Source organism: Bacteroides sp. 41_26 (genome assembly GCF_949740115.1).
In the GTDB taxonomy this organism is placed as follows: Bacteria; Bacteroidota; Bacteroidia; order Bacteroidales; family Bacteroidaceae; genus Bacteroides; species Bacteroides nordii.
In genome coordinates, this window is the sequence record NZ_CATJGZ010000051.1 from 1 (window position 1) to 20,597 (window position 20,597).

Sequence of the window (20,597 nt, forward strand, 5' to 3'; positions counted from 1 at the left end):
AAACAAATCTTCGGTCGGGGAACGCCCAGCGGCAAGGGGCGGGACCACCCGTCCCGACGAGCGTTGGTTTTCAGTGTTTACAAACATAGTAACTATTTTTAATCTTGTTTTTATAATCCTAACCTGATAGTAAATGTGAATTGCCTGGGAACAGGAGTAGATACACCACCGGAACGGAAAAATTCAGGATCTTGCCCGTTTAGCTTTGAATCGGCATATAGCAGGAAGAGATTGGTTGCCTGTATTTTGAACTGTAATTTATTCAACCGGAAAAAGCTCAAAACCTTGACCGGGAGATCATAGGACAAAGAAATTTCCTTTAACCGGATAAAACCGCCATCAGCAATGCGTACATCCGAATAGTTGTAAGCATTATAGGCCATATTTAAATAAGCATACTGCTGGTTCATGCGGTAACTTACAATAGTAGGTACATGGGTGGTATTTTCATCACCGGCTTTCATCCAACGATTCTTAAACTCTTTGGGCATAGCATCAAGATCAGAATAGGCACTGCTGAAAACCGGATCCAAACGGATTACATTTCCAAAAGAATAGGTAAGAAATACATTCAGTTTAAAGTTTTTATAAGTAAGGATATTACCAAAACTTCCGGTAATAGTGGGATCAGTGGGACCTTCATATTTTAAGAAGCCTAACTTCTCATACTCTTGAAAATTCAGAGTGGAAATTGTTCTTTGACCATCCTGATTGATAAAAGTAGGAAGACCGTTTTCTGTCAATCCGGCAAAAGGTATGGAGAAAAGTGCCCTTACGGGATAACCTTCCCGTCCGAATCCATTTCCTGAGATCAGATCAAGTACGTTCGCATGTGATTTCAGATTCGTTATCTCATTCTTTGTCTTGGAGAAAATAAAATCGGTATTCCAACTGAAACCTTTCTTCTTTATATTCTGAGTAGAGAGAGTCAGTTCTATACCAGACGATCTCATGGAAGCTATATTTGCATATTTAGCAATTGTCCCACCAGCTCCCTGAGTATTGATTACTCCAATCAAGTCAAAATTGTTACGCCGGTAATAATCCGCTGCAAGATTGATACGATTATTAAGGAAGCCTAAATCGACGCCCACGTTGAATTCGTGCTTCTTTTCGTAGGTTAGTTCACTGTTCTCAAGTTCCGTAATGCGCATCCCCGACTCTGTGACACTGGCTGAAGGACGCCAAGGCGAGTAACTGTTAAGGATCGTTTGCGAATTAGTCACAAAAGCAGGGCCACGGTCGGCAGTCAAACTATAAGATGCTTTGAGTGTTGCATGCGACAGAACCGGATGTGAGAAATTAGAATAGAATTTTTCTTCGTGTACGTTCCACGCACCGGCAATATTCCATGTCGGCAACCAACGTGCCGAACGTGATTTACCTAAACGATTGGTACCTTCGTAACGTCCGGTTCCGGTTAATGTGTATTTACCTTTATAAGAGTAGGTACCCATAACGAAAAAAGCTACACTTCGAATATAAGTTGCCTCATTAGTATAATAATTGGTATTTTCCTCTTTACCCTGTTTGAAAACATTGTAATCATAGAAGGGAGTACCGCCTTTATCATATTGATAACCCCAGCCCCGGAACCAACTCCGGGTACGGTCAATAGAACTGTTTTCAAAGCCACCGAAAAGGTTCAGAATATGCGTGTTATTAATACTTGTATTGTAAGTAGCCGTTGCACGGATATCGATTCCTCTCATACTATAATCAGTACGAGTGTAGATGCCACCTTCCGGGAGAATAGTGATAGGCAAAGAATTTATCAGATCGGGATCAGTGTACAATAACGGGTTACTATCGCGAATAGTGGCATCCCCCATAGCACGATATGATTCTGCCTGATTGGAATGATCTTTGATATTATGCTCCTGTCCGGTAGTAGAATACTTTATAGCAGCCAATCCGCTTAATTCCAAACCTTTGACAGGTCTCCATTTGAGTTCTCCCTGAAATTTAAGATCTGCTACATTCAAATCGATATAGTTATTATCCAATTCATGGAGTATATTGAAATCGGCATAGTTACGGGTATAATACACCTCTTTTCCATTTTCATCTGTACATTGCAAGGTACGTGAAGTGTTCAGCGCATAGCTGTACGGGTTTATATCAAAGTCGCGTTTTACTTGTCCGTTTACCACATCCAGTTGTTGGCTTAACGTACCGGGGGCAACTTGCTTACGATACGAACCACTTCCTAAAATCAGAGCGCTCAATTTATCTGAAAGATTAAAAGAGGCATTCATATTGGCTGTATACCGGTTTACAGAACTGGCTTTCGTCCAACCGGGATCATTGTAAAGGCTTAATGAAGCATACATACGCGCTTTCTCCGAACCAGTCGAAATACTGACAGAATGTGTCTGGACAATATTCTGATTGAAAAGAACATTAAACCAATCTGTATTCCGCATTTCAGCTTTTTCCAGATATGCATAACGCGCTTCGAGCGTATTGTCCAGCAGATAAGAATCCGTATTGGGATTATACGTATTTATCATCTGATACATCTTACCGTAAACGCCGCTATTAGCAGCACGTGCTGTCTCTGAAAACAGTAACCAGCCTTTATCTTCCATCTCTTTGTATACATCCATTTGTTCCTGAGAATTCATGATATTGAACTCTGAATAGTGTGGAACCATGCGATATGTGAGTTCTCCGGTGTAATTAATACTACTAAGCCCTGCCTGTCCGCGTTTGGTTGTGATAACCACTACACCGGCCATTGCTCTGGCACCATATATGGAAGTTGCCGAGCCGTCTTTAAGAATTTGGAAACTCTCTATGTCGTCTGCACTCAGACCCGATATGGCCGAACTGATTAATGTCACTGCATCTCCCGATGAAAGGTCGTCAGTACTGACATCAACCGCATCCTCCATGATTACTCCGTCTACTACCCACAATGGTTTGGAATTACCATATATGGAAGTTGCACCACGCACCCGAATTTTGGGAGCCGTACCAAAAGTTCCTGAAACGTTCTGTACAGATACCCCTGCCGAGCGTCCTTCCAACGAACGGCTTATATCCGGCATACCATCTATGCGGGCTTTGGATGCATCCACCTTATCGGCAGCTCCGGTAAACAAACGTTTATCTACTTTTGACATACCGGTTACTACTACTCCTTCAAGCATTTGGGCATCCGATTCCATTGCAACTCTCAGATTGGGTTTTGCTTTCACTTCTTGGGGCTTTAACCCGACGTAGGTAATGTGAAGTTTGGCAGATAACGATATTCCTTTCAACTGGAATTTCCCGTCAATATCTGTGATAGTGCCTTGTTGAGTACCCTTTACCTGTACATTAGCTCCTATGACAGGCTCACCATCTTCTGCATAGACGACAATTCCACTCACATCAGTGTTTTGTGCCTGTATCCATTCTGTACATGCCAAAAACATACATAAACAAAACAGCAACAATGATTTTTTACTCATATAATAACTTTTTCTTTAGTGGAAATTTTAAAAAGGGATGTATTTGATGTAAACACATCCCTTTTTGTAGAAACATAACGTTAGTTATTTAACCAGGAATTTACTGGTCTTCGTAGCCAACCTGGAAGTGAGAGAGAGAATATATATACCTTTTTCATAGGAATCCAGTTCTATTTTACTTGTATTCCCTGTGTTGAGTATTAATTGCCCGTTTCCGTTATAAATACGTATAGTTTGGTAGTCTCCATTCAGATAAAGAGTACGGCCACTTATGTAATATCCGTTGTCCTCTGTCTCTACGTTTTGTACACCTACGTCCGGATCGTTTCCTGTCTTCTCAATCTTTGTAGAGTAGAGGTTGAAAGCTTGTGTACTAACGGGAGATTCAACCATATAACCGAAATAATAAAGCCCATCGGCCGGAACAGTTATACTACCGCTTGCTGTGGCTCTGTCACCGGAATTGTCATCACCGCTTGCTACTAATGTGGTGAAAGCATCCGGCATGTCTTTATCAGCCATATAAAGTCTTACATACTGTTCCGTGCTTTCAGGAGCAGTTGATTTAATGATAATGCTATAATCAAAAGTAGCTTTGACAATGTCACCTTTCTTCAGGCTTATTACCGGAGCAACATAAGCACCCGGGCATGGCTTATATATCAAACCAGTATGGGCATCATCTCTGGTGACCTGGGTTTTCATAAATGTTTCATTATTTACCTTTGCAACTGTCCATTGTTCAAAATGGCTCACTGAAGGATAGTAATGATACCATTCACTTTCCTTGTTGGCAAAATCTGCAATATACGGCTCTGTCTCTATGCTTAATCCGGTAGTAACAGGTTTTTTGATTGTAAAGTAATCCATAAAGAGAGAGCTGCTTAATGTAGCAGTGGATGTACATTTCACCCCGATATAGTAATGCCCATTGGCAGGAATAGTGATTTGCTTCACTACTTTTTGATATTCTCTTCCCTGGACTAATGCCTTTTCGGCTTTGTATATAGACATTGTCATTGCTTCTGTTGTAGGAGCTTCACCTAAAAATACTTCAAAATCTTGTCCGTTCTTTTCAGGAGTAGACGTTCCGCTAATGTTTAAGTAAGTACGATAGAAGAACCCGAAGTCATACGTTCCGGCAGGAATTTCGATACAACCGGAGAATACCCAGTCGCCATCACCGGATGCAGTACCGGCATGACGGATTCCTCCTGTTCCGGAATAGGCTGAATTGGCTGCTGTAAAGTTGTTGCCTGTTGCCCAACTGCCATTGAATATCCATTGAGAACGTTCCAGGTCTGTTTCCAAATCACCAACATAAGGGATTGTTGCTGCCTCATAATGGATTACACTGTTTGAAGAGAACATTTTGTTGTTAAAGGCATCACAATCAGATGTTTCCTTTACTTCTCCCAAGAAGAAGTAAGTACCCGGAGTCGAAATATCGGCTTTTTTCCGGAAAGTATATTCTATCGTAGCTCCCGGTTCTATGGTTCCTGTGTAGGTTTCGGAAACTGTCTGAACAGCTTTATCCGCCTCGCTTCCATCTTTATAGACAACATAACTTAAAGGAACATTCAATATTGCTTTGGTACCATGATTCATAAACGACAGCGTGATGTCAGTATTTGTCAGATAGAATCCGTCTTTCGCAGAAGAACCAACCGCGTTGATGGCCATATCGTTGTCTTGATCCAAGCGTACGTCATCCAGAATAATATCACGTCCGCTACCATCGTTATAAAATGCCAGATAATAATTACCAGCTTCCTCTATATCGAGCAACACATATCCTTGCTTATAGTATTTAACATTATCAATAGGAAGTGTAGCCAAAGGCGTTCCTTCCTTGAAGTCGCTATAAGAATCGGTCTTACCTAAGTATACTTTCAGATTGGAAACACCGCTGGCGTATAATGTAGCATAATAGAAAGAGAGGCGTACTTTACCCTTAGGTACCGTGATAGCCGGTGAAATCAACCAATCGTTATGAGTGATTCCACTGAAAGAGTTGATATATGCTGCATACTGTCCTTCTTTGGCAAAAGTAGCTCCTCCGCTGGTAACCTGTGTTACCTCCCAGTACACATTATCCTTTTCGGGATTGTAACAGATCCAGTTTTTCCAATTTTCTTCCGGTTCAAAACCCATTTTGTATGGGAACCCTGCTGCTTCATACACTTGTGCTGTGGCAGTTGTTTCGTCATTACCTTTGTCACCGTCTTCTGCCAGTGCACTCCATACTTTTAGTTCATTAGCTCCCGGTTGACTAAAGTCAGCTTTCGTTTCAAAGGTATAGTCTATTTTCTGGCCTACGGATAGTGCCGCAATCACGCCGTCTATTACCGCCCCATCATTCAACCGGTAATGAACAGGAATATTTTGCAAATCATCTTTACCGATGTTCATAAATGTAGCCGTTACGGTGACTGAATTGTTTTTCATCATGGCGTTAGCATAAGGAGAAACGACTTTCTGTATAGCCACATCATTGTATGGGTCACAGACCTCTATGTTACGCATTAGTAGTTGTGATGTACTAACGCTTGTGGTGAGTCCAAGAGAATATTTACCCAGTTCACTTACATCAATTGTAAATCCTCCTTTGACCCACTGATACGGCGAAGCCAGTAACAGGTCTGATGTACCAATCGATTTATATTTTTCGTAATCAAAATTACCAAGGGAAGCTGTCACTTTGAAACTTTCCCCACACTGGTATTCAAAATTGATACGTACCTTTCCTTGGGGTAGCGTAATACAATTACTTGCCAAGATAGCAGATTGCCCCATGTATGGAGAGTATAACCAGCAGTTTTGCACATTTTTCTCATCAGCTCCAAGCCATTTCCAATAAGCGTTCCGTCTACCTTCGGCTGCCGAACTGCGCAGACTTTCCTGTGCATTTTCTGTTGTCATCTTATATGGATACTCCATAGAAGTAGTAATAACAACAGTAGCAGATAGTGTATCATTAAATAGATTCGCATCGTTAGAAGCTTCTACCCACGTTTTAATAGTATAAACACTGTCTATATTTTGACGTGGCTCTGTGAATTTTACCTTTTCCGTGAATGAATATTGCTTTTCTTCACCACTACCCAATGCTTCATTTATATTTTGTATGACGACCGGATTCTTATCAACTTGATAGCATAGCTTATAAGCCGGTGAAGTTACTCCTGTATTTTTTACCGTCACTTTCAATGCTTGTTCCAGCGTACAGCCATTCTCGATTCCATCAATAGAAGAGAGAGCTACATCAGGAGATGGGGTTTGAGTCATCTTTATATTATCCAGATAAAGCTTGTTGGACAAGAAACTGCCTGTCGCATTTAAAGCATGTCCAAAATCCCAAAATGCAATATATACTTTCTGGCCTGCATACTTACTCATATCAATCGTATAATTTCCCCATGGCAAAACTCCCTTAGGAATAATGCTGAAAATGGTCTCTTTAAAACTGATCGAATCATTACCCGCGGTAGATAGCATTACCTTTAGTTCGTAGGGGTTAACGTCTTTAATATTATTATACGCACCGTTGGCTCCTAACATGAAACTCAAGTATTCATTGTTGCCTACTGTGATTTGCGGTGTAATTAGCCAATTACTTGTCCATGATGCAGAGAAACCTGCACCAGAACTTGTAGATTGAACAGCTTTTCCACCTTTATAACCGATCACAAAGGTATTAATGTCCTTATTATTCACCTGCTCCCATTTAGGGTAACTGAGCAGGGAATATTCAATACAACGCGTTTCCCAACCTTTCGGCGGAAATTGATCACCCTCAAAATCCTCGTTCAACGATTGTGCGTACGTCGTGGCAACAACAATCAAAAGGAGATACACAAATAGTAATAGTTTTTTCATTTGAATTGTATTTGGAGATTAATAATTGTTATTTGACACACAGGAGCGTCATCTAACTTTCACGATAACAAAAAAGAAGATTTTTGATTTATTATCATAATATAATTCCCTGCATTGACTACTTTACTATTTTAAATCAAAAATAATTTACTACTGCACACTCTATTATTTAGTTGATAAACAAGCTCTTACATTTCCTTTGCAAAACCTTCTTTTTTTGCTTTTTGTGAGAAAAAGCAACTCTAATCTTAAAAAAAACACGTCAACATTGGTTAATATATAGCATATTATTATCTTTGTAATGAATATAAAATCAATTAGCATAATGCATAAGATTCTTATAATCGCTTCATTCATACTATGTATCGTTGAAAAGGTTTTTTCACAATCACCTATTCCTGCTAAAGGAATTGAGAATATATTAAACCAATCGAGAAAGTATGTTTCACAACCTTATTTCACCGATACGATACTGGTAAAAAGAATCGATTCTTTGATGCATAGTACATACTCGGGAGAGGAGACTTTTAAAACGGTATTTCAGGTAGGATTGTCATTGTGCAATATGAACCACAAAGAAGAAGCTGTAAAGTATCTAAGCTATTGCTTATCGGTGATAAAAGACGTATTTCCTGAAATACCCCGTAATTCACTTCCTACTTACATCCATATTATGAATCAGGCAGGACTTTCTTATAATTATATGAGATTGACCGATCTGGCAATGAACTACTACACGAAAGCACTGGACATAGCCCAAAAAAATAACCTGAATGAAGAGGAGGCGATACTTTGTAATAACATTGCTTCTGTATTTCAGACTCAAAAGAAATATAACGAATCGGATTCTTTATTTAAAAGAGCTATTATTATCAACGAAGAACTTAAGGTTCCTCAAAGGCTGTTTGTTAATTACAATAACCTCTCTGTGAACTATGCCCATAAAAAAGATTATAATAAAGCACTTGAATATGCTTTCTTAGCTGTACATCAGCTGGACGCAGCCAAAGATTCTGATATGATCATACTGATGCAACGAAACATTGGCTCTATCTATTTGAAGCAGAAAGAGCCCCGGATGGCATTACAACTACTGAAGCAGGTAGAAGAATACCAGTTGAATCATCATCAGGAATACTATTTGACAGGAACTTATCTGATAATGACCAATGTATATAATTTACTGGAACAAAAAGAGATGATTGGTAACTATTTGAAGAAAGCACTTGCCCTGTCTGATAAGTATAATAATGTATATGACAAAAAGGTATTACTTGTCGAACTTTCTAATTATTATGAGGGTATAGGACAATATCGAACGGCTTTTGAGATGTTAAAACAATCAATGGCGTTAAAAGACTCTCTATATAACTCGGAAGAAGAAGAAAGAACGAGAAACTTATCGGGTGCTTATGATGAAGAACGCATGCTACAGGAGAAGCTGATCCGGATAGAGAACAAGCACGCGGTTGTGATGCAGAAGGTATATATAATGGTGATTTCCGGGGTAGTACTTTTGGTTGTTATAGCCGTATATACGATTTATTGGCTTAAGAAGCAGAAGAAAAAGACGAGAAGAGCATTGTGTGATTACGCCCGGCAGAAACGCGATCAGATGGAACGGCAAGAGGGAAAAATAATCTCTTTGCTGAATGACCAGGAACAACTGAAGCTGGAATTGGAACAAAATGAACGCAAACAGATGTCCTACTCATTACAAGACACTAAGAACAAGGAGTTTATCGCACAACTAACCGATCGCCTGAAACAACTGCTATTGGACATGAATCCTAAAGAAATACAAGTAAAAAAACAGATACGTGAGATTATTTCGCAACTGAACCAGATTGACAGTAACAATATATTGCAAGATTTCCGGGATTCATTTGAAAGTATTCATCATCATTTCTATGAGAACTTGAATGAAGAATATCCTACTATTACAATGAAAGAAATGCGCTTGTGTGCCTTGTTACGATTAGGATTGTCTACCAAGGAGATTGCTGATATTACTTTCAAAGAGGTACGGAGTGTGGAGTCTGCACGCAACCGCCTACGTAAAAAACTGCAAATCTCCCAAACGGAAGACTTGCAGAAGTTTTTGATGAGTTTTTAAGCTATACACTTATTGGAATCTGACTATTCTACGGTAGCACCACCTTCACCTTTTATCCAATTGGTGACTGTGGCACTGGAAGAAATTTCTTTCCGCATGAAAGTTAATGTAATATCATAAGATATGCCTGCCCGAAATTCATTACCGGTAGTTGAAGTTACTTTAGATACATTCAACTCTCCATGATTAGTGACAACTGTGAGGTTTAATTCTGCATCACCCGTAATAGGAGCAATCATTACAGCCCCTCCTGCCCTTACTGCTTTGTCTTTAGGGATGGGTACTCCATTCCCGGCAGTTACATTTAAAGCATAAAGATTCTGAGTTTCGCTTACTGTTAATGTTTTACTCGTCAAATCGAATCCTACAGGTAGCTGAATACCGTTCAATTGAATCATACGGACATCGTCCATATCATCTTCGGGTATGCTTTCGCCTTTTTGTATGTAAAAAGTAAGCTGCGTAAGTGCATGGCTGAATGCCAGCGAAGGAGCAGCACTACTTTTGGTACCGAAAATTTCGTTAGAAACCAGTACGTCTGTACTTCCGTCTGCCTCAATCTTACCAAAGGTATAAAGCTGTCCGGTTACTTTTCCAATGGGAGAGAATGCCTTCATAAAGGTTTTACCACCATCGGTAAGGTAATACTGTTCGTTTTTGAAAACAACAGCGGAACCTTTTGTGGGGGAAGCAATGATGGATTCCTTGGTATCGGTAGACCAGGAAGGAGAGGCATCGTTATAGGTGGTAGCATCTGAAGTAGTTTCCCAACCTAAAATAGTTGCATAAAAAGGTTCGTTCTCGCCGATTGCTGCACGTGACTGGGCTATCGTTCTTTGCACTTCTGCACTGAGACGAATTTCCTTCGGGCCAGAGGGAGACATAGCACTATCAGTCTCTGTATCTATGATTGTACAGCTTGCTAATAGTGCTATGATGGATATTAAGAAGGGGGTCTTAATCATTCGATAATTATCCAACAGTACCAGAACCAGAACCAGTAGCCCATTCAGTAACAGAAGCACTAGTAGAAATCTCATCTCTAAATGTAAGAGTTACAGTATATGCAACACCTTTACCATCAGCATGTTCCGCTACTGAAGATAGAGTTACCTCAACACTGGGATATGTTTTCTTATTTGTTACCACCTTAATATTAAATTTACCACTAATAGGTTTTACCATTACAGCAGTACTAGCTGTTTCTTCAGTAGTAGTAATAGCATCGGTGAAAATAATAGGTGCCTCCACCTCTTGTACTGACCCAAAAACAACTTCATTAGTACCTAATTTTATCGTTTCTGGAACACTCATACCCAATAAATGAATAGAGGTCAATTTTACATCATTTGCTAATCCAACTCCGGCCTTTACTTTAAAAATCAATTTCGTTAATGGATGGGCAAAGGTCAAAGCACCAGCAGGTGTCGTTTTATCACCATATACGGCAGCAGTAGTCATCAAAATATCGACTGAACCATCTTTTTTATCTAAAGCATAAGTAGAAGTTTGAGCTTCTTGAGTAGCAGTTGCTCCATCTACATAGAAAGCTTTCATATAAGTTTTATAGCCATCTTCTGTTTTATAGTACTTTCCTGGCACAGTTATAGAAGGTGTATTACCAGAAGTGTTTATATCACTGGACGTTGCATTCCATGAGGGTTCTGTTGCGAATTCAGTCATTTCAGTATTACTTTCCCAACCTAACACAGTGGCTTTAAACGTTTTGCCATCTTCTATAGCAGCCCGTGTTACCCCAGTTGTTGTTTCTACTCCTGCGCTCAATTGAATCGCTACCGGTTCCCCATTATCAACTGCATCTATACCCTCTACTTCTGTGTTTGAACAACTTGCCATCATTCCCAATGCCAATGCTGAAAAGATAAATGTCTTCATACTTCTTGTCTTTAAAAGTTTATATTATTGTTTTATTTGTTTCTTATATCACACTACTATTCCCTGTTTCTATCACCCAACTAACTACTGTAGCAGTCGTACCTATTTTCAATAAATTGAATGTCACCTCTACAGGTGCTTCGGCTTGTACCTCTTTTATAACCTGAGTGATATCTGTCGTTATTGTTTCTTTTGCTTCATCCTCATATGTAAAACTCATTTCCAAGATAGTCTTTCCCTCTACATCTGCTCTTGTAGTACTGATTTCATGCAGGAGAGGCAATAACATTTTTCCTTCAAAACAGACTCTGTCTTCCTTATATACCGATATCAAATCAAGATAACACTCGGAAGTAGAGTAAGCAGCAATTTCCATAGTGAACAATTTCAGCGAATTGATCATCCCGATAAGATGCGCCTCAGCCTGTTTCACTTTCTTACTTGTTGGCATCTCAAAACAAGCTTTCAATACCAAAGGGTGAGGTGAGAGTACTACTAACGGCCCGTTCGTCTCGGTGACATTGAATTCTGCCACAGAAGAAAACATCATTTCCGGATGCATTACATCACCGCTCACTCCCGGCTCTAATAACTCTATCGCTGCATCCTCCGCCACATCCATATTACTGAACTTCACATTGGTCTCTGCTTTGTTCATACTAAGCAACAGCAGCTTATATTTACCAGGCAACAAATCATTGATATAAACATCATCGCCAACTTCTCTTGAAAAAGGTTTCAAAGAACGACTTTCCGGATAAAACACCAACCATTCTCCTTCCGGCTTACTATATTTCCCCCAATTGACTTTAACATGAACCGTACCATCGGGTACACTCTCAACGTCATCCTCAATAGGACGAAAAGAACAAGATGAAAGCAACAGGATTATTCCTTCACACAGTACAAGACACAGCACTTTCCATGAAGAAGATTTTCTTACTTTTTCCATCTTCTATTTCTTTTGATACAACAAATATAGAAGATGAAAATAAACTAAAACAATACTTAGATAACTATTTTAGGGCACTGGAAGGGTTCGTGAAACGATTGGAAGTTTTTTGCAAGTTTGGGACTTTTCTATTCGCGAAACTTCTATCGTTTTACACTAATAAGCCACACTAAAGAGCATTTAACTTTTGTAGGTCCGATGTAAACAATACGGCGTGTGTCTTTCCAGGTTAGTTCTCCCTGGTCCGAAAGGTAGGTGTGAAAGTCAGTAGTCAGACAGCCTACCCCCAAGCTGAACTCCAACGAAAAATGGCGGCCTATGCGCCGGGTATATCCATAACTAAGACCGCCGGCAGCATAATACTTTCCCCGATAACCTGTTGTTTCGCCAAACTGAAAGTCATAATTACCGCCTTCGGCATATAATCCGAAGAAATGGCCGATCAAGGGATCACGCGTGCGGCGATTGCCCAACCAGCAACGTCCTTCAATGCCACCGGATACTAACTGATAGCAGAAATTACGCTCATTATTCAACCACCAGGGGCATTTGTATTCGGCATTCACTGACCAACGACGTCCCAAGGGTATCTCCAACTCAAGATTCGGAGCTAAAGCAATGTCATAAAGCAGATTGTTTTTTAATGCGAGAATCGTCTTTCGCCGTTTCGGAGTAATCAAAACCGATCCGGCGTCCTCCGGTTCTATAGATTCTGTCAGAAGAGCCGGAGACTGTTGTCCGACAGTCGATGCAAAGCCGGATACAGGTTCTACCCCGTTCAACGGAGCTACCAAATCGGCATAATTCCAGCTCACCTGTATCTCCGTCCGGTGTAAGCGAGGTAAAAGCGATTCCTGAATATACGTATAGGGTTTCTTGCCGTTAAGATATTGCAAAAGTTTTTCACACTTTGCCGGATCATAATGATGATAATCTATCACACGCAACACATCTTCCTGATCAGGAACTCCCGGATCGGACGCTATCAAAGTACGCCAATCCATCCAATCTGTCTCTTTACGACAGAGCACAAACTTAGCATGCAGGCGGGGATAACGTTCGTTTATATAATCTCTCACTGCCTCGGCACGCCGTGCAGCCAACCAGGCATTGAATTTCAGACTGCCTTCCGGCACTATCAATGAAGTTATTATCAAAGAATCGGGATGTGCCGTTTCCAAAGAATCGGCAAAAAGAGCATCAAGGGCAGCAATCGTTTCACTATTATCCAGATAATCCGGATCTATCTCATCCTGATTGAAAGGGAAATAAATATAACTACTTCTTACCGTATCCTTCTTTACAATAGGACGAGTGCCCTGAGCATAGTTTGCCCCGGGTATCATAAGAAGTAATCCTAAAATAGATATGATGCAGATACGACTTTTCATAACAACACATTAAACAGGTAGCAAATATAGAAAAGAGATTCCAGAATAAAGCAGAATCAATACTAAATCTGAGAAAGAATGTCTCATACAGTGAAATGATTGACAGATATTTGCAACTCCGGAGTACTTCCCACACGGGGAGATATGACAGGCGATGCTGATTATTGCAATGCAGGTTAGCACTAATTTTCACAGCAGGCAGAGGGATGGCAGCAACAATCGTCGTCCATTCTGCGAAAATCCGCATAAGCCCGTGTTTCATCTGATGATAACAGCATTTGTCATTACTGCCTCTGCCTTCCCCCGTATGGATAAAACCTTATCTCGTAGAGTAACGTATGGTTCTCCGGTATGCAACGTTGTTTTACATGTACATGTTTCACTGCTCGACATGTACATGTCGTACTGCTCCACATATGCATGTCGTACTGCTTTACATGTACATGTAAAACACAGTTGCATACTGACCAACGGCTTGTTGCTTCCTGACTCAAACAACGAGCCATACCGGGGAATAGTAACGAGGCTACTCCTAAGTACTTCCAGCGCGAAAAAGCATACCGGATCTTATATCAGAATCGTGCAGTTTTATATACCGGACGATCTCTGACACCCCCTTTTAAATAGGGTTGTGTACGATAACAGTGAAAAACCGTGAAAGAATTTAAAAGAGAACCAATATTGAAAGAAATATTTGGAGGAATAGAGTGGAAGCCTTACATTTGTACTGTGATTTTTTTCATAGTATTAGATTTAAGGTTAACAAAGGTTGGAGCAAGGCGTTGCTCCTTTTTTTATGCCTATCATTGAAGTAACTGATACATTCCGCCTGCCAGTACCCGTATCACCCCCTTCATTTCAAGTTCAAACAAAATAGCATTCATTTTATGTACAGCAATATCGGCTTCAACTACCAATGTATTGATCTGTAAAGCCCCCTGTGCTTGCAAAAGAGAGATAATCCGCTGTTCTTCTTCTGATAATTCCGGGAAGAGATTCCGCTGAACATTCTCCACTTTCCGAGACTGTGAAGAAGCATCCCAGCACATGGCTTTCACAAAATCTTCGGCAGACAAAAGAAGAGCTGCTTTATTGTCACGAATGAGTTGATTACAACCGATAGAAGAGGCATCCATCGTACGTCCGGGAAAAGCAAAACAGTCGCGATGATAACTTTCGGCAATATCGGCCGTGATCAGTGAACCGCCTTTAGCAGCAGACTCCACGACAATCGTAGCATCTGCCATACCTGCTACAATACGGTTACGGCTTATAAAGTTATGTTTATCGGGATTGGTCCCGGTGAGAAACTCGGTCAGTAAACCACCTTGCTGCAACATGTCAATAGCAGTTTTCCGATGGACGGAAGGATAAATACGATCAAGCCCATGCGCCAATACGCCAATGGTAGGAAGGCTGTTGGCAAGGGCCGCACGGTGTGCATGAATATCAATGCCATAAGCCAGACCACTTACAACAAGTACATCCGGACAGAGGATTTTCAAATCGCGAAGAAAAGAAGCACAAAGCTGCTTGCCATAATCAGTAGCGTTACGGGTACCTACCATATTAATAACGCGAAGCGCATTCAAATCGGCATTTCCTTTGAAAAAAAGAGCAATAGGGGCATCATCACATTCGCGAAGACGGGACGGATAATGTTCATCGGCCAAAGTAAGACATTGAATATGGTTCTTCTCTGCAAATTCATACTCTTCGCCGGCACGTACCAATACCTGTGAACAATCCAATGCTTCCACCACGCGGTTGTTTACTCCCGGCAAACGTTCAGGAAGTTCCTGCCGGAAACGAAAAACGTCAGCAGCACTTCCAATACCATCCACCAGCTTCTTTGCCCAAATATGCCCAATGCCCGGAACCTGTGTCAAGGCAATGCTACAAATACACTCTTCGCGGCTACTCATTGCAAGTAGGGCGCAAATACGCTGTCGAACAGTTCACTATCACTCAAACGCCCATTAACGACACATACAGTTTCAACGGTTGCCTTTACTACTACTTTGCTATCACTCTTCCGGAAGATATCCTGATAGAACACGTACTTGATACCTTCTTTTTTCATATAGAGTTTGGAGACAAATTCGTCTCCACTCTTCAATGGAGTTTTAAAGGCCATATTGATACGGGCAACAACCGGATCAACTCCCTGCTCATGCAATGCAGCAAAGCTGACACCCACAGAAGAAAGGAATTCATGACGCGTATGTTCCAGATAGTGTTGATAATTGGCATTGTTGACAATGCCTTGCAGGTCGCATTCATAATCGCGTACCTTCATCTCCAGCTCGTAAATATAATTCATGGTTGTAATGTTATAAAGTTATAGGGTAGTAAAGTTATAACTCTCCTTACAACCCGCCTTTAAACTTTTTCAGCTCATCCACAGAAACCAGTTTGTAGAGCTTATCACTCGGACGTATCTTATCGAGTTTCATGGAAAAACGTTCTCCCTTCTTTACGTTTTGTACCGGTTCAAGATCAACACGTGCCTCTTCGAGGGTAGCAAACAAAGCTCCGGTAGTCGGTCCGGTTACCAATAACTTATCGCCTACATTCAATTCGGCTGCTTCTACAAGAAACTCGGCAACACCGATATTACTAAAATAACGGATTCCTTTACCCACGTAGATCTTACGTTCTGTAGCTGCCGAACCATAGTTCTTAGTCCACTCTCCCAAACGCTGTCCCAAATAGTATCCGTCCCAGAAGCCACGATTGAATACACACTTCAGGCGTTCATCCCAGGCAGCCACTTTCTCGTCAGTGAAAGTATCGTCCAGATAAGCCTTGATAGCCTCTTTATAACACTCCACCACGGTACGCACATACTCAGGACCGCGGGCACGGCCTTCTATCTTGAACACCCGTACACCGGCATCCATCATCTTATTCATAAAATGAATCGTCTTCAGGTCTTTGGGTGACATTATATACTGATTGTCAACGTCCAGCTCCACATCCGTCTCTTTATCCCGCACTGTATAAGAACGGCGGCACACCTGCATACAGGCACCACGATTGGCAGAACTGTTCATCTCATGCAACGAAAGATAACACTTACCGGAGACAGCCATACACAAAGCACCGTGACAGAACATTTCAATACGAATCTGTTCGCCCGAAGGGCCACATATATTTTCTTCTACGATATGACGATAAATCTCCGCTACCTGCTCTAAGTTCAATTCGCGGGCAAGCACTACCACATCGGCAAACTGAGCATAGAATCTCAAAGCCTCTATGTTGGATATATTCAGTTGGGTAGAAAGATGCACCTCCTGCCCGATCCGGCGGGCGTAACTCATCACCGCCACATCGGCAGCAATCACAGCCGAAATACCGGCTTCTTTCGCCGCGTCAACGATAGTGCGCATCAGTTCCAGATCATTATCATATATGATTGTATTCACCGTCAGATAACTCTTCATCCCATGTTCATCACAGGTCCGGGCTATTTCGCGCAGATCGTCAATGGTAAACGTATTGGCCGAACGGGCACGCATATTCAAATTTGCAATGCCAAAATAAATAGAGTCGGCACCTCCCTGAATGGCTGCTGCAAGTGATTCACGGGAACCAACAGGAGCCATTATTTCAAAATCATTCAAACTAAAACTCATATACTTTATTAATAGAAAGCTTATTATCCCCCCGGTCTTCCGGGAGGTTTTTCTCATAATTCAATCAGTTAAATAAATCAAGAAGTACAAAGGTAGGCTTTTTTCCGTATTTTTGTAGCGATAACGAAAGTTACTTCAACCGTAAATCGTAAAATTAAGTAAACCGAAAATGAAAATAGGTCCTATAGATTTGGGCGAACGCCCTGTATTCCTTGCTCCGATGGAGGATGTGACAGATCCTGCCTTCCGTTTGATGTGTAAAAAGTTCGGAGCCGATATGGTGTATACGGAGTTTGTTTCGAGCGATGCACTGATACGCTCTGTCAACAAGACCACACAGAAACTTTCTATCTGCGACGAAGAGCGTCCTGTTGCCATACAGATATACGGAAAAGATACCGAAGCTATGGTAGGAGCAGCACGGATTGTAGAAGAGGCGCAGCCTGATATACTGGATATCAACTTCGGATGTCCCGTAAAAAAGGTGGCCGGTAAAGGTGCCGGAGCTGGGATGTTACAGAATATCCCAAAGATGCTGGAGATCACCCGTGCCGTAGTAGATGCCGTAAAGATACCTGTTACAGTAAAAACCCGCCTGGGTTGGGATGCCGACCACAAAATCATTGTAGATCTGGCAGAACAACTACAGGACTGCGGTATTGCCGCACTCGCCATCCATGGACGTACCCGGGCACAAATGTATACCGGAGAGGCAGACTGGACACTTATTGGTGAAGTGAAAAACAATCCCCGCATGCATATTCCGATCATCGGCAACGGAGACGTCACCTCGGCAGCAACCGCCAAAGCGTGTTTCGACCGTTACGGAGTAGACGCCATCATGATTGGCCGGGGCAGTATCGGACGCCCCTGGATCTTCCGCGAGGTGAAACACTATCTGGAAACAGGAACCGAACTTCCTCCCGAAACCTTTGAATGGTATCTGAATGTGCTTCGCGAAGAAGTGCTCAACAGCGTAGCCCGCCTGGACGAACGCCGGGGAATCATTCACATACGCCGCCATCTGGCTGCAACTCCTCTGTTCAAAGGTATTCCTAATTTCCGGGAAACCCGTATCGCCATGCTAAGAACAGAGTCGGTAGAAGAATTATTCCGAATATTCGACAAAATAAAACCGGATGGTGAATAAAAAAGAGATTGGCTTTAGTGGATTTATCATAAAAAAGTTATTACTTTTGCAGAAAATAGATTCTTTTATAAAGTAACAAACAATATGAGACAACTGCTACTCTTTTTTATTTTATCACTGTTCACCTCTCCGTTACTTCGTGCGCAATCTGTAGAAGAAATACAGAATAGCAAGGAATATATTTGGGGAACCGGCAATGCCTCTACGCTCAAAAAAGCCGATAACGAAGCGTTGGCGGCATTAATAAGCCAGATATCTACCAATGTATCCAGCCAGTTCAGCCAACTGACGGAAGGAGGTACAGACGGGGACAAAGTAACCGTAGACGAAACATTCAAATCGGTCATCAACACCTATTCACGTGCAACACTGAACAATACCCGACGTATCGTAATACAGAACGAACCGGAAGCTGCGGTAATGCGCTACATCAAAGTCAGCGAGATACAACGTATCTTCGAGGGGCGTAAAACAAAATTGCTCGACTTTACTCAAGAAGCGATAAAAGCTGAGAAAAAAGCACAGGTAGCTGATGCCTTACGCTATTATTACTGGGCACTGACCCTACTGCAAAGCTATCCTGACGGGAATTTTCTCACAATGAAAGACGAAGAAGGGAAAGATCAGCTATTATGTAATTGGATTCCCAAACAGATGAATGTTATCTTCTCTCATCTGGAGGTTTCCATAAACGACGTCCACATCGACGGTGATCTGAAAACAATCGATCTGAAAGTGCTCTACAAAGGTCAGCCTGCCCGCAACTACGATTATACCTATTTTGACGGGCGTGACTGGTCAAACATCTTCTCGGCAAAAGACGGACTGGGAATTATCGAAATGCCTGCTGTTGCCAATGCCAAAGGGATGCAGATAAAAACGGAGTATATGTTTGAAGGCGAGTCTAATATCGACAATGAACTGGCCGAAGTCATGCAGTCAGTCAATCCGATCCCTATGCGCAACTGCTATCTGAAACTAACAGGTGAGGAGCCTAAACCAGGAGAAACCCCGGCAGCAACATTGCTGACAACTTCCGGTGATAGCGCCAAACAAACAGAATCCGCCATGCATTATCTGGCTAACGAAGAAGTTACTGTCTATCAGAGCACTATGAAAGAGGTAGAAAACGCCATCCGCTCCAAAAATTACGCCAATATACAGTCTCTTTGTACACCGGAAGGATTCACCATGTTCAACCAACTGATTAAATACGGTAATGCCAAAATAGTGAAGGAACCGGAGCTAAAATATCTGGAATGCAATGGTGAGGTAACCTGTCGCAGCCTCCCCATGAGCTTCAGTTTCAATGGCAACCGCCGCACATTCGTTGAAGACATCGTATTTACCATGACCAAAGAAGGTAAGATAGACGCCATTGCCTTCGGACTGAACAAGCCGGCTGTTGACGATATTATGAATCAGACTTCCTGGGGAGACGATGTACGTAAAGTATTGATTAACTTCCTTGAAAGTTATAAAACAGCCTATGCATTAAAACGCTATGATTACATCAACAGTATATTCTCGGATGATGCTCTGATTATCACCGGTTCGGTGCTGAAACACAAAGTAGTAAACGAGGGGCAACCTATGAGCAAAGAGGCTGTGAAGTATACCCGTCAGACAAAGAGTGAATTCATGAAAAGACTGAAACACATCTTTGCCGGAAATGAATATATCAATCTTCGCTTTGCTGACAATCAGGTACGCAAGTCGGGAGTAGGAGGCGAAATCTATGGTATCCAGATCAAACAGGACTACTTCTCGTCCAGCTATGGCGATACAGGCTACCTCTTTTTAATGGTGGACCTCAATAACCCCAAAGAACCCATTATTCATGTACGTACCTGGCAGCCGGAGAAAGACCCGGATTTCGGCCTGATAGATTTAAGTCACTTCTGATTTTCACCACAGAGGACACAGAGGGCACAGAGTAATTGTCTAATTGATTTTAAAAGATTTAAAACTCTGTGCCCTCTGTGTCCTCTGTGGTGAAATACATTCAAAACCATACAGCAAGAAATCAATTTTACCGACAACCATCGCATCAGAAAAGTTTTGTCACGGAAAACCGTTACAAAACGACTACACATAAGTTAAAAATCAAACTT

Annotated in this window: 13 protein-coding genes; 4 read left to right on the forward strand and 9 right to left on the reverse strand. The window is 41.6% G+C overall.

From position 1 onward, the window contains the following. Nucleotides 1-110: 110 nt before the first annotated feature. A complete protein-coding gene (locus QX565_RS03075; protein ID WP_289291213.1) occupies nt 111-3,458 on the reverse strand; it encodes a SusC/RagA family TonB-linked outer membrane protein in 3,348 nt (1,115 codons plus the stop codon). Between the two features lie 84 nt (nt 3,459-3,542). Next, a complete protein-coding gene (locus QX565_RS03080; RefSeq protein ID WP_289291214.1) occupies nt 3,543-7,337 on the reverse strand; it encodes a T9SS-dependent choice-of-anchor J family protein in 3,795 nt (1,264 codons plus the stop codon). A 325-nt stretch (nt 7,338-7,662) separates the two neighbouring features. Between QX565_RS03080 and QX565_RS03085 the strand changes: the two genes are divergently transcribed. Next, nucleotides 7,663-9,453 carry a tetratricopeptide repeat protein gene (locus QX565_RS03085; RefSeq protein ID WP_289291217.1) on the forward strand — a complete coding sequence of 597 codons (1,791 nt, stop codon included), beginning with the start codon at nt 7,663-7,665 and terminating at the stop codon, nt 9,451-9,453. 23 nt (nt 9,454-9,476) lie between these two features. On the opposite strand, the gene QX565_RS03090 is transcribed toward QX565_RS03085, so the two are convergent. The 4 genes from QX565_RS03090 to QX565_RS03105 all read right to left on the reverse strand — a co-directional run bounded on the left by QX565_RS03090 (nt 9,477) and on the right by QX565_RS03105 (nt 13,692). Next, the gene (locus QX565_RS03090) at nt 9,477-10,493 is read right to left on the reverse strand and encodes a fimbrillin family protein (RefSeq protein WP_289291218.1); all 1,017 of its coding nucleotides are present in this window, start codon (nt 10,491-10,493) and stop codon (nt 9,477-9,479) included. Beyond that, on the reverse strand, nt 10,426-11,349 hold the full coding sequence (locus QX565_RS03095; RefSeq protein ID WP_289291219.1) for a fimbrillin family protein: 924 nt from the start codon (nt 11,347-11,349) through the stop codon (nt 10,426-10,428). The genes QX565_RS03090 and QX565_RS03095 overlap by 68 nt, the downstream gene beginning before the upstream one ends. Nucleotides 11,350-11,392: 43 nt before the next feature. After that, nucleotides 11,393-12,301 (reverse strand): DUF5119 domain-containing protein, encoded by a 909-nt coding sequence (locus tag QX565_RS03100; RefSeq protein ID WP_221649708.1) that lies wholly within the window; start codon nt 12,299-12,301, stop codon nt 11,393-11,395. Nucleotides 12,302-12,444: 143 nt separating this feature from the next. After that, nucleotides 12,445-13,692 carry a DUF3575 domain-containing protein gene (locus QX565_RS03105; protein WP_196039199.1) on the reverse strand — a complete coding sequence of 416 codons (1,248 nt, stop codon included), beginning with the start codon at nt 13,690-13,692 and terminating at the stop codon, nt 12,445-12,447. Nucleotides 13,693-13,846: 154 nt separating this feature from the next. Between QX565_RS03105 and QX565_RS03110 the strand changes: the two genes are divergently transcribed. Further along, nucleotides 13,847-14,302, forward strand: a complete 456-nt coding sequence (locus QX565_RS03110) for a hypothetical protein (RefSeq protein WP_289291221.1) — start codon at nt 13,847-13,849, stop codon at nt 14,300-14,302. 193 nt (nt 14,303-14,495) lie between these two features. Here the strand turns inward: QX565_RS03110 and dprA are convergent, their stop codons facing one another. From dprA to QX565_RS03125, 3 genes are read right to left on the reverse strand one after another with little or no spacing between them, the layout of a single operon-like run. Beyond that, nucleotides 14,496-15,617, reverse strand: a complete 1,122-nt coding sequence (gene dprA, locus QX565_RS03115) for a DNA-processing protein DprA (protein WP_289291222.1) — start codon at nt 15,615-15,617, stop codon at nt 14,496-14,498. Next, nucleotides 15,614-16,015: an acyl-CoA thioesterase gene (locus tag QX565_RS03120; RefSeq protein ID WP_221649705.1), complete on the reverse strand. Its 402-nt coding sequence runs from the start codon at nt 16,013-16,015 to the stop codon at nt 15,614-15,616. Before QX565_RS03120 ends, dprA begins: the two co-directional genes overlap by 4 nt. 46 nt (nt 16,016-16,061) lie before the next feature. Continuing rightward, on the reverse strand, nt 16,062-17,333 hold the full coding sequence (locus QX565_RS03125; protein WP_221649704.1) for a peptidase U32 family protein: 1,272 nt from the start codon (nt 17,331-17,333) through the stop codon (nt 16,062-16,064). 169 nt (nt 17,334-17,502) lie between these two features. Between QX565_RS03125 and dusB the strand changes: the two genes are divergently transcribed. Then, nucleotides 17,503-18,483 (forward strand): tRNA dihydrouridine synthase DusB, encoded by a 981-nt coding sequence (gene dusB / locus QX565_RS03130; RefSeq protein ID WP_289291224.1) that lies wholly within the window; start codon nt 17,503-17,505, stop codon nt 18,481-18,483. Nucleotides 18,484-18,567: 84 nt separating this feature from the next. Then, nucleotides 18,568-20,388 (forward strand): LPP20 family lipoprotein, encoded by a 1,821-nt coding sequence (locus tag QX565_RS03135; RefSeq protein WP_289291225.1) that lies wholly within the window; start codon nt 18,568-18,570, stop codon nt 20,386-20,388. Nucleotides 20,389-20,597: the final 209 nt, after the last annotated feature.